The organism is Myxococcus sp. SDU36 (assembly GCF_030168875.1).
In the GTDB taxonomy this organism is placed as follows: Bacteria; Myxococcota; Myxococcia; order Myxococcales; family Myxococcaceae; genus Myxococcus; species Myxococcus vastator.
This window is the reverse complement of the sequence record NZ_CP077414.1, coordinates 7,858,854-7,870,407: the sequence shown is the minus strand read 5'-3', so window position 1 is coordinate 7,870,407 and position 11,554 is coordinate 7,858,854. Positions and strand designations below refer to the sequence as shown.

Annotated in this window: 8 protein-coding genes; 3 read left to right on the top strand and 5 right to left on the bottom strand. The window is 72.1% G+C overall.

All coding sequences use genetic code 11. The annotated features are described in order from the left end of the window. Nucleotides 1-13: 13 nt before the first annotated feature. Genes KGD87_RS32075 through KGD87_RS32055 form a run of 5 tightly spaced genes read right to left on the bottom strand, consistent with a single transcriptional unit; the run spans nucleotide 14 to nucleotide 7,148 of the window. Complete coding sequence (locus KGD87_RS32075; RefSeq protein ID WP_284664754.1) at nucleotides 14-1,156, bottom strand: glycosyltransferase family 4 protein; 1,143 nt, start codon at nucleotides 1,154-1,156, stop codon at nucleotides 14-16. Beyond that, nucleotides 1,125-2,585, bottom strand: a complete 1,461-nt coding sequence (locus KGD87_RS32070; RefSeq protein WP_284664753.1) for a hypothetical protein — start codon at nucleotides 2,583-2,585, stop codon at nucleotides 1,125-1,127. The genes KGD87_RS32075 and KGD87_RS32070 overlap by 32 nt, the downstream gene beginning before the upstream one ends. Next, nucleotides 2,582-3,718: a glycosyltransferase family 4 protein gene (locus KGD87_RS32065; RefSeq protein ID WP_284664752.1), complete on the bottom strand. Its 1,137-nt coding sequence runs from the start codon at nucleotides 3,716-3,718 to the stop codon at nucleotides 2,582-2,584. The genes KGD87_RS32070 and KGD87_RS32065 overlap by 4 nt, the downstream gene beginning before the upstream one ends. Beyond that, entirely contained in the window at nucleotides 3,715-4,959 is a 1,245-nt protein-coding gene (locus KGD87_RS32060; protein WP_284664751.1) for a glycosyltransferase, read from the bottom strand. Before KGD87_RS32060 ends, KGD87_RS32065 begins: the two co-directional genes overlap by 4 nt. Next, nucleotides 4,956-7,148, bottom strand: coding sequence for a GumC family protein (locus KGD87_RS32055; RefSeq protein WP_284664750.1), 2,193 nt, complete (start codon nucleotides 7,146-7,148; stop codon nucleotides 4,956-4,958). The genes KGD87_RS32060 and KGD87_RS32055 overlap by 4 nt, the downstream gene beginning before the upstream one ends. Before the next feature lie 205 nt (nucleotides 7,149-7,353). Here KGD87_RS32055 and KGD87_RS32050 point away from each other — a divergent pair, with 205 nt between their 5' ends. From KGD87_RS32050 to KGD87_RS32040, 3 genes are all read left to right on the top strand, one after another. Next, on the top strand, nucleotides 7,354-8,700 hold the full coding sequence (locus KGD87_RS32050; RefSeq protein WP_284664749.1) for a bifunctional glycosyltransferase/class I SAM-dependent methyltransferase: 1,347 nt from the start codon (nucleotides 7,354-7,356) through the stop codon (nucleotides 8,698-8,700). Nucleotides 8,701-8,794: 94 nt separating this feature from the next. Continuing rightward, nucleotides 8,795-10,501: a glycosyltransferase family protein gene (locus KGD87_RS32045; protein ID WP_284664748.1), complete on the top strand. Its 1,707-nt coding sequence runs from the start codon at nucleotides 8,795-8,797 to the stop codon at nucleotides 10,499-10,501. Nucleotides 10,502-10,765: 264 nt separating this feature from the next. Beyond that, a complete protein-coding gene (locus KGD87_RS32040; protein ID WP_284664747.1) occupies nucleotides 10,766-11,488 on the top strand; it encodes a hypothetical protein in 723 nt (240 codons plus the stop codon). The last annotated feature ends 66 nt before the right edge of the window (nucleotides 11,489-11,554 follow it).

Below are 11,554 nucleotides of genomic sequence, written 5' to 3'. Positions count from 1 at the left end.
CGAGGCAGGCGCTTCAGCCCTCGCGCTCCACCACGTCCACGATGGCCTGGGCCATGGTGTCCCACGTCCGCGCCCGGAGCGCCTCCGACAGCGCGGCCACATGGGGCGCCCAGCTTGCCGCGTGCTCGCGCCAGGCCTCCAGGCGCCGCACCAACGCCTCCACGTCATCCGGCGCGTCCAGCAGCAAGCCCGCCAGCGTCTCTGGGTAGCGCTCCGCCACGCCCGCCGAGCGGCTCACCAGCGCGGGCAGCCCGGCGCACAGCGCCTCGTGGACGTTCAGCCCATACGCGTCATAGCGCGTGGGTGACACCAGCACGTCCGCGGCCGACAGCAGCAGCGGCACGTCGTCACGGAAGCCGAGGAACTGGATGCGCGTCCCCAGCCCCTTGGCCGCCGCTTCGCGTTCCCACGCCTCGCGCTCCGCGCCCGAGCCCACCACCTTGAGGTCCACGCCCCAGTCCGGCCGTGCGCACAGCCGCGCCCAGGCCTGGAAGAGGGTGTCGAAGCCCTTGCGGCGGTCCCCCAACGCGCCCACGAAGAGCGCCACGGGCCGGGACTCCGGCCAGCCCAGGGCCGCGCGGGTCGCGCGTCGCGCCTCGGGTGAGGCGGGGCGAAAGCGCTCCACATCGCCGCCGAGGTAGATGACGCGCACCCGGGACGCAGGAACGCCCGTGGCCGCCACCACGTCCTCCCGCGTGCGCTCCGAGTTGGCGATGATGACGCGCGCGCGCCGCAGCGCCTGCCGCTCCGAGCGCACGTAGTACCGGTGACTCACGTGGCCCTTGAGCTGGCGCAGCACGCCGCCCGTGGGCTCGGAGGAATAAGCGCCGTGGACGTAGTGGACCCAGTTGGCCGAGGCCACCGGGCAGTTGCCACCATTGGCCACGACACGCCCTCCCTCGGCGCGGGTGCGCAGCGCCCAGGCGCGCCCCACGGCGCTCAGTATCGGCTCGCCGAGCAGATAGGCATTGGCCGGCTTGGGCACGCGCACGAAGCGCACGTTGGGATGGCGCAGCAGGACGTCCGCCACCCGGTGCGCCACCAGCCGCACGGGGTGCCCCTGCTTCGCCAGCCAGAGCGCCAGCGCCAGGTTCGCCCGGTCCATGCCTCCGGTGTCCACGAAGTCACCGGCGATGAGCGTGTACGTTCTTCGCATGGGACAGGGCGCCGAAGAGCGCCGCGTTGAGCAACCAGAACTCCATGCCCGTCTGGCTCATGAAGAACGAATAGCTGAAGGTGAGCGCCAGGGCGCCCAGGTTGTACGCGAAGAGGACGCTGCCCCACAGCCAGAACTCGCTCCGCGGCCCATCCCGGCTGCGCGCGACCTGGAAGGCCCACCCCAGCGACATCAGCACGCCCAGCGGGTAGAACAACACACCCAGGATGCCGCCGTCGTAGACCCAGGCCGTCCACTGGATTTCCGCCCACAGTGGCGGGCGCTCGCGGTCGCTGTTGTCGCCGAAGTAGGCATTCATCATGCCGTAGCGGCCCAGGCCCGCGCCCAGCGGATATTCGGGCAGCACGTCCACGAAGGTGCCCGTCAGGAAGTAGCCGCGGTTGCGGTTGTACACCTCGTCGGGGCTCGACTCGAAGAGCGAGGACCAGCGATTCACCACCGCGTCGCCGCCCACCGCCACGGCCCAACCGAAGGTGGCCACGCCCGCGGTGCCCATCACCGCCAGCAGCGCCAGGAACCGCCCCACGCGGCCACTCACCAGGAGCACCGCCGCCAGGGCCACCAGGCACACCACCAGCATGACGGCGGTGGCGCGCACCTGGGACAGGTAGATGCCGAAGAGCCCCACCAGGATGCCGCCCACGCTCAGCGCGCGCGTCAGCCCCCGCCGGGACGACAGCAGGAAGCCGCCGCCCAGCAGCACCGCGTAGAAGCCGCCAGTGGAGGCGCCGCCCGGAAAGTCCGTCAGGCCCATGGGCCGGAACACGCGCACGCCGTCCGCGGTCTCGAACTGGAGGCTGCTCACATAACCTTCGCCCTGGCCCTGCACCGCGGACGACAGCGCGGGCTGGAAGCGCCCGGGGAAGTAGACCTGCAGCACGCCCACGCCCGCGCTGGCCGCGTTGAAGAAGAAGAGCAGCGCGAGCGTGCGACGAAACGTCTTCGGGTCGATGGCCAGCCGGGTTACCCACAGCAGCGGCGCGACGATGGCGAGTTGGAGACCCAACTGCGCCAGCGCCGCCAGCGGGGCGCCGGTGCCAGGATTGAGGAACTGGAGCGTGCTGACGCCCAGCGCGGTCAGGACGAAGGGAAGCGCCGGATGCTTCAGGCTCCGCCCCCGCACCAACGCCAGCAGCGCCAGGCTGACGCCGAAGGCCAGCACCCGCACCGCCACGCGCAGCGGCGCGATGGCCTCCACCAGCAGCGCGAGCTGGCAGCAGATGAGCAGACCGACGAAGAGCGGCACCAGTTGGGCTGAGGCCAGCAGGCCGCCGCCCATGCGCGCACCTCGCGCGACGGGAGGGGTGGGTGCGCCCCCCTCCGGGAGCGCCTCCAGCACGGCCCCCGGTGCGCGGCGCACGTACCGGCGCTTCAGCACGCCGGGGCCCTGGAGCTGGGGCGCCCTCACACCGGCACCGCCTGCTCGGCCAGCGCGCGCAGCGCCTCCTCCATTCCGCGAAGGAAGCCCCCCGCATCACTCAGCGCCGCGGCACGCGCGGGCCCCGCCGCGCCCAGCCGGACACGCGTCTGGGGGTCCTCGATGAGCCGCCCCAGGGCCAGCGCCAGTGGCTCCGGCTCCGGGTGGACGAACACCCCGCAGGAGGCATCCACGATTTCCAGCGCGCCCCCCATTGGCGTGGTCACCACGGGCAGGCCCGCCTGGAGCGCCTCCACGAAGACCAGACCGAACGCCTCTGGCAGCAAGTTGGGATGGCAGTGGATGTCCGCGGCGCGCAGCAACCGTGACACGTCCGAGCGCTGCCCCAGGAACCGCAGCCGTCCCTCGAGGCCCAGGTGCCTCGCCTGCGCCCGCAGCCCCTCCAGATAGACTTCCTCATCCAGACGCTGCGCGCCGCCAGCGAACCAGGCGCGCCAGCCCGGCACCGCCCGCAGCCGGCCCAACGCCTCCAGCAACAAGCGCTGGCCCTTCCGCTCCTGTATCCGGCTGGCGTGGAAGATGACGACGTCCCCTTCGGCGGCTCCCAGCTCCTCGCGCACGCGCGCGCGCTCGGGCGCCTCCAGCATGGGCGGCGGCAGGGGCAACGGACAGTGCGTCACGCGCCAGGGCACCTGGGGATAGACGGACACCAGCGTGCCCGCGGTGAAGCGACTGTTGGCCAGCACCAGGTCGGGCGGCGTGACGCGTGCCCACCGGTCCAACCAGTGTCGGCCGGACAGCGCGTCATGCTGGAAGAGGACCAGGGGAACGCCCACCGCGCGAACCGCCGGCCCGAACAACGCCTGGGGCCAGAGAGAATGGCAGATGACCGCGTCAAAGCGCCCCGAGCGCAGCAGCGCACGCAGCACACGCCGCGCGCGCCACACGGACCAGGGACGGCGGGTCCGCACGGGGCCCAGCAGGTGAAGCTCCGCGCCAGCGTCACGCAGCTCCGCCGCCAGCCGGCCCTCGAAGCAGAGCGCGAAGGCGTGCGACAGCGGCGGGTGCAGGCCCTGCTCGCGCGCCACCGTGTGCAGCAACGTCTCGATGCCGCCGTAGAGGTTTCCGCTGGAGAGGTGCAGCACGCGCAGGGGGCGGCTCATGCATTCCCCGCCAGGCGCTGAGGCGCCACGTCGGGCGCCGTCCCCGGCGCGGGCCGGCCCAGCGCCTCCGCGTACAGCGACAGGCTGCGCCAGGCCATGACGTCATCCCGGAACTCCGCCACCGCCCGCGCCCGGGCCTCACGCCCCAGCCGCTGCGCCAGCCCGGGCTCCTCCACGAGCCGCCGCGCCGCCGCCGCCAGCGCCGCCGCGTCGCCGACCGGCACCGTCAGCCCCGTCTGCTCGTGCAGGCTTACCCACGCGACACCCGAGTGCGCAATCGCCGTGTTCAGCACGGGCCGCCCGCTGGCCATGGCCTCCACCTGAGACAGCCCATACGCCTCGCTGCGGGCGTTGCCACAGAACCAGAGCGCGGTGGCCGCGTGCAGCGCGCCGACCAGCGCATCCGGAGGCAGATAGCCCGCCCACGTCACCCGGTCCGCGACGCCCAGCGCGCGCGCCCGGCGTCGGGCCTCCGCCTCCAGCGGCCCCTGCCCCACCACCACCAGCCGCCCGGACACCCGGCGCAGGGCCTCCAACGCGGTGAACAGGCCCTTGTAGTAGACGAGCCGCCCCACCATGAGCCACAGCGGCGCGCCCGCGGCCTGCGTCCGCCAGTGGGCCTCCGCCTCACGCGCGGCGGCGGAGGGCTGGAGGTACGGCGCCAGGTCGAGCCCCAGCGGCAGCGCCCGCACCTTGCCGCGAAAGGCGCGCAGCAGCGGCGAGCCCGGGACATAGGCCTCGCTGGTGGCCAGCACCCGCCGGGCCCGCGCATAGAGCAGCGCCTCGAAGGGCTTGAAGAGCGCGCCCGCCACCCTCTGCCGGATGACGTCGCTGTGGTGGGTGATGAAGACGGGAGGCAGCCGGCGCACCACGTCCAGGGCCAGCACCCAGGTCGGATTGGGCGTGTGCAGGTGCACGATGTCCACGCCCCGCGACAACGCGCGGCCCAGCATGCGCGGCAGGTCCGGCATCGCGTCCATGCGCGCGACGGAGGCCAGCCGGCCCAGGCGCGTCACTCGCACCGGCCCGTCCCACGTCTCGCGCGTGGGGCTGCGGCCCTGGAACTCGTGGCTGGTGCCCGCGCCGTCCGCGGTGTGGTTGGCGCACAGCACCTCCACCTGCGCGCCGAGCGCCGCCTGGGCCCGCGCCAGCGTCCGCACGTGGGCCTCCATGCCACCCGACGCGGGAGGATAGAACTTGCCCAGGTGCAGCACGCGCGGGCCCGCGGCTGGCGCGTTCACGACTGCGCCACCCCATCCTTGGCGTCTTCCGCGTACTGCCCGTAGCCCTGGTAGGCCAGATACGAGTCACCGTAGCGCGGCGCCGACAGGTCCACGTCGTTGAGGATGGCGCCGTACATGCGCGCCTGCACGTCCGCCAGCGAGCGCAGCGCGCGCCGCGCCGACTCACGGTTCGTCTTGGCCGCCTTCAGCACCAGCACCACGCCGTCGCACTTCGTGGCCAGCACCGCCGCGTCCGCCACCGCGTTGATGGGCGGGCTGTCCAGGATGACGCGGTCGAAGCGCTCGGAGGCGGCCTTCAGCAGGTCCGTGAAGGCCTGGGTGTGCAGCAGCTCCGCCGGGTTGGGTGGCAGCGGTCCGCACGGCAGCACGAAGAGACCCGGCACCTCGGTGCTCTTCGCCGCCGCGTCCAGCGTGCCCTCGCCCACCACCAGCGAGGAGATGCCCAGCTCGTTGGGCACGCCGAAGGCGCGGTGCAGACGCGGCCTTCGCATGTCGGTGTCCAGCAGCAGCACCCGGTTGCCGCTCTGGGCCATGGCCACGCCCAGGCTGACGCAGGTGGTGGACTTGCCTTCCTGCGGCCCGCTGGACGTCACCACCAGCGTCTTGAACGGGTTGTCCGGCGACATGAACAGCAGGTTCGTGCGGATGGCGCGGCAGCACTCCGCCGCCGTCGATTTGGGTTCGCGGTGGACGTGCAAATCCCTGTCGCGCTGCGCCTTGCTGGCGTCCAGCTGCGGCATCACGCCCAGGAAGGCCAGCCCCAGCCGCTCCTCCACGTCCGCCTGCGTGGTCACGCTGTTCTCCAGGAGCTCCAGCAGCACCACCACGCCCAGGCCGGCCAGCAGCCCCATCACCAGCCCCACCGCCAGGTTGCGGCGCACGTGGGGCTTCACCGGCACCACGACGGGCCGCGCCGGGTCCAGCACGCGCACGTTGCTGGTGCGCAGCATGCCCGACAGCTCGATGTCCTTCAGGCGCCTGGCCACCAGCTCGTAGAGGCGCTGGTTGTTGTCGGAGTCGCGCTTGAGCCGGTCGAACTCGATGGCCTTCTTGTTCACCAGGAAGGCCTCCGACTTCTCCGCGTCCAGCAGGCGCACCAGGTTCTTCTCCTGCGCCACCGACTCCGCCAGCGACGTCTCCGCGCCGCGCACCACGTTGTTCAGGCTCTTGAGGAAGTCCTCGCGCACCACCGACAGCTTGCGGTTGCACTCCAGGAGCTTCGGGTGCTCGGACAGGTAGCGCTCTCCCAGCTCCGCGCACGCCACGCGCAGCTCGGTGTAGCTGCGCCGCAGGTCCTGGATGGGCCCCTCCGAGGCGCCCGACAGCGCCTCCGCCCACGTCTCATCCTCCGGAGACGCCTTGCGCAGCCGGTGGATGGCCTCCACCCGCGCCTGCTGGGCGGCCATCTGGATGCGCACCTCGGTCAGCTTCAGGTTGAAGCTGTTGATGCGCTCACTGACGATGCTCATCCGCGACTCGAGCGACGTGGACAGCATGTCCGCGTCCTTCTTGAAGTCGTAGACGGCCAGCTCGCTCGACTTGGACTGCGACTCCAGCTCGGACAGGCGAGTCTCCAACCAGTCACGCGCGTCCTCCGTCGTCCGGAGCTTGAGGGCCAGGTTCTCCGCCATGTACGCGGTGGCCACCTCGTTGGCCAGCAGCGCCGCGCGCTTCGCGTCGAAGTCATCCACCGCGACGTTCATCACCCGCGAGTCCCGCGCGGGAATCACCCGGATGCGCGACTGGAGCAGCGCCACCGCGTCCGCGCCCTGCATCGCCTGCAGGCGCGTCTTCTCGTCGGTGACGTGCGCCAGGCCCAGGAAGTCCGCGTCCGTGGACAGGCCCAGCTTGTCCACCACCCGGCCCGCCACCGCGCGCGAGGTGATGATCTGGCTCTGGGTGGCGTAGTACTCCTTGTTGAACCAGTAGTTGCTGCGCTCCTCGCCCATCACCTCCTTCACTTCCCCATCCAGGAAGCGCGGCGCCATCACGTCGATGATGAGCGAGGCACTGGCCGAGTACACCTTGGGCTGGCGCAACGTGTGGGCGGCCGTGAGCGCCAACACCACCACCGCCACGCCAAGGACGACCCACTTGCGGCGCCACACCGCGCGCACGTGCTGCATGAGGCCCGCGGGCGTCAGGCCACCGGCGCCGCCGGCCGGGTCGAAACCGGTTCCATCCACGTCGCGTCTCCCTGCCGTCCCCAGAGCGATTCCACGGCCTGGCGGCACTCCGCCGACCTTCACCCACACGCGAGGGGACCGTGACGAGCGTGCCGTGTCCCCGCGGGGTTGTCCATCGTTCCGCGGTCGCCTGGATGCCCTCCATCCACGCTTCTTCGCGGGCGCTGACGCGCATGGCCGGGCCGCCTGTGCTAGTCAGCCCGGCGTGACGCCACCGCTTTCCTTCGTCCTCCCGTTCTCGCCCGACACCGCGGCGGCCGCTTCCCGCTTCGCCCACGCGTTGCCGCCCGGCGCGGAGGTCGTCCTCGCGGGAGAGGGCACCGTCGACGCCGCCTCCTCGCCCAACGTGCACGTCCTCACGGTGCCGGGCGGCAAGGGCGCCGCCATCCGCGCCGCGCTGGCGAAGGTGTCGGGCGCGGTGACGGTGCTGCAGGACCCGGACACCTCGTATTCGCAGGACGTCTATGACGCGCTGGTGCGCCCCATCCAGGCGGACACCGCGGACGCCGTCTTCGGTCTGCGCACGGCGCGGGGGCTGACGCCGGAGCTGCTGGCGGACAGGGCCCTGGGCCACGTCACCCGGTTCGTCACCGACGTGCCGCTGACGGACCCGCTCACCGGCCTGCGCGCCTTCCGCACCGAGGCGCTGCGCTCCGTCACGCTCACCAGCGACGACGACGCGGTGGACGCGGAGCTGGTGGTGAAGCTGGCCGCGCAGCTGTTCCGCCTCACCGAGGTGACGCTGCCGCCTGGCGAGGTGCCGCGCCGGACGCCCGCGGCGCACCTGTCCCGGCTCAAGACGCTGGTCCGCTACGCCACGGTGCGCGACGACGCGGACAACCAGCACGAGGGCTACACCACGCTGGAGCGCATGGACGGCGCCGTCCACTACAACCAGTGGCTGGGCCGCCGCTTCCGCGAGCACCTGGGCCGCCGGGTGCTGGAGATTGGCGCCGGCATCGGCACGATTACGCGTGAGCTGGAGTCGGGCCTGGAGCTGCTCATCGCGCTGGAGGTGGACCGCTTCTACGTGGACCGCCTGAAGAACCTCTTCCGCGGCAAGCCGCACATCCGGCCGTACCTGTCCGACGTGGCCCTGGCGGACTGGGAGTCGCTCAAGACGGAGCAGTTGGACACCATCGTCCTCTCCAACGTGCTGGAGCACATCCCGGATGACGCGTCCGCCGTCCGGCGCTTCAAGCAGATTCTGGCGCCCGGGGGCCGGGTGGTCATCCTGGTGCCCGCGCTCCAGCAGCTCTTCGGCGCCATCGACGAGGCCGTGGGCCACTACCGCCGCTACACGCCCTCCACGCTGCGCGCGGTGCTGGAGGAGAACGGCTTCCAGGTGGAGACCCTGGAGTGGATGAACCTGGCGGGCCTGCCGGGCTGGTTCGTCAACAGCCGCCTGCTGCGCCGCCGCTCGGTGCCCAAGCTCCAGCTCAAGCTCTACGACACGCTGGCGCCCCTGATTGCGCGGGCGGAGTCGCACGTGAAGCTGCCGGTGGGCATGAGCCTCTTCGCCGTGGCCCGCGCCACCGGGGGCGATGCGTAAGGCCGCTCCCCCGCGCGTGCCCCCCGGCTGTCCATCGCATGAATCGCAGCCGCCTTCCCGAGGCGGCCTCGCCCCAGAGCAGGGCCCCGCCGCCATGAACCCCACGCCCTTGCCCGCCGACTCGCCCCTGGAGCCCACCTCAAAGCCCCCTCCGGCCCCCACCCCCGAGCGCCAGGCCCTGCCATCCCGAGGCGCGCCGCGCGCGGTGTGGGCCGCCCTGGCGGCGCTGTACGTGTTGCTGTTCCCGTATCACCCGGGCCTGCGCTCGCCCAACGAGCTGTGCCGGCTGTGGCAGACGCGCGCGCTGGTGGAGTACGGCACCCTGCACATCAACCAGGCGCTGCACGACTACGGCAAGGTCGGTGACCTGTCCGTGAAGGACGGGAAGTACTACCCCAGCAAGGCGCCGCTGCTGTCGTTCGCCGCCGTGCCCCTCTACGCCGTGCTGCGCGCGGTGGGCGGCGGCCACCGGCATGCCGTGCCCGAAGTGCCCCTGGTCTTCTTCTCGCGCCTGCTGCTCACCGTGCTGCCCACGCTGGGCCTGCTGTGGCTGGTGCGTCGCTACCTGCGCGCGTCCCTGGAGCCGCTGGTCGCCGACGCGCTCACCGTGACGTACGGGCTGGGCTCGCTGGCCTTCAGCTACTCGCTGCTCTTCATGAGCCACCAGACGACGGCGGTGCTGCTCTTCGCCAGCTTCTACGCGCTGTGGCGCTGCGCGCGTGGCGAATGGCGCGAGCGGGGCTACGTCCTGGCGGGCGCCTTCGCGGGCGCCACCGTGGCCGCCGAGTACACCGGCGCGATGGGCGTGCTCGGCCTGGTGCTGTACGCGGTGCTCACCTTCGCCTTCCAGGACGCGCCCGCGCGTGTTCGCTGGGTGCGCCTGGGCCGGGCCGCGGGGCTGGCCACGCTGGGCGCCCTGCCCTTCCTGGTGGCGCTGATGGCCTACCACCAGGTGACGTTCGGCCACCCGCTGACGAGCGGCTACAAGTACCTCAACGACGCGGGCTACCAGCCCTGGCACCTGGGCGGCTTCCTGGGCATCCGCACGCCGGACCCGCGCGCCTTCGCCCTGTCCTTCTTCTCCCCGCTGCGGGGCCTGTTCACCCTGGCCCCCTTCCTCCTGCTGGCGCTGCCGGGGCTGGTGCTCGTGTGGCGCCGCCGGGGGCAGTCGTCGGAGGCCCGCGCGCTGGCGTGGCTGAGCGTGGCCCTGCTGGTGGGCTACACGTACTTCACCTCGTCGTTCTCCTACGACTCGTGGGGCTGGACGACGGGGCCGCGCCACCTCACCGGCCTGGTGCCCTTCCTCCTGCTGCCCGCCGGCCTCTTCCTGGAGCGCCAGCGCTCGACCGGACAGGGCGCGTGGGCCCTGGGCGTGGCCGCGCTCCTGTGCGCGGTGTCCATCATCGCCACCGGCGTGGCCACCTTCATCAACTACATCCCCGACGATGTCTCCAACGCCGTGGGCGCCCTGGCGCTGCCGCTGCTGCGCGCGGGCTACTTCCCGCCCGGCGTGCTGACCTTCCTGGGGCTGCCGGCGGGACTGGCGGGCGGGGTGATGGGGGCGCTGCTGCTGGGCACCGCCGCCTGGGTCTTCGTCAGCCTGGCGCGGAAGCCCGGCCAGCCGTGGCCCGCGGCGCCCGCGCTGGGGGCCGCCCTGGCGGTGCTGCTGCTGCTGGGCGCGGCGCATGGCTTCACCAGCCGGCATGACACCGCGGACCGCAACGCCGTGCGCTTCCTCAAATCCGTCTGGTTGAATGCCCCGGAGCGCGACGTGACGTTCTGGCCCCGAGGGCGCGGCTGAGACACGACGCTCCGTGTGACTGTCACGGAGCCACCACGCGTCTCGCCCTCTGGAACGAGCCCCACGGTCCGTCCCACTTTGTCGCTGACTCGCAACTTTTGCGAGGTCCGCAATCCGTGTCGCCTGAATCCGTGTCAGGCCTCACCCAGGGCTTGGGCCAAGCGGCTGGATGCATTGACATGGATGCGCCGCGAAAGCGGGCCTGGGGATTGCTGAGACAGACACCTGCGCTTCCCTGCTGCCCTCCAGGGCAAGGAGTCCCCGGTGCGCTGTCATCCGACCCGCAAGCCCGCACACGCCCCTGGCGCGCGGAGAGGCTTCACGCTGCTGCTGGCGCTGGGGCTCATCGCGCTCGTCACCGCGGGCGTGCTCGTGTCCCTCCGCGCGGTGACCACGGAGAGCGCGCTCCAATCCCATGAGCGCCGCTCGCGGGAAGCCCTGTTCGCCGCCGAGGCGGGCATGGCCGAGGGGCGCGCCGTCGTCCTGGCGATGATGAACAACCCCGTCTCGGGAGGCCTTGGCAGCTACAACCAGGACGTCCTGCCACGCCTGCAAGTCGTGTCCGAGCAGGGCTTGCCCGACGTCGCGGCGGGCGGCGTGCCCTGGCGGGAGCTCATTCCCCAGACGCCCTACACGCTGGCGCGGGGCACGGCCATCGACGACGCCGTGACGGGCGCCTCCGTTGAAATCAACGACGTGGAGGGCGAGCCCATCCGCGCCTATCCGGAGGCCCGCGGCGTCTCCTTCCGCGTCTTCGTCGTGGAGGACGACGACGACGACGCCGACCGCAACGCCGACGCCAACGGTCGCATCTGGCTGGTGTCCGTGGGCGAGGTCCAGCCCCCGGGCCCGGGCCTCCCCTACCGCACCATCGTCCGCTCACTCCTGGAGCACAGCAGCACCCAGGGAGGGCTCGCGTGCAGCTACGGCACGAAGATGGGGTGCCGGGGCACCGGCACCTCTACCAGCGGCCTCCCCACATTCTGACTTCCACGCCTTCAACCGCAATCCGTTGCACCTGAATCGGGCGGCCCTGAAGCACCGGCCGCCAGG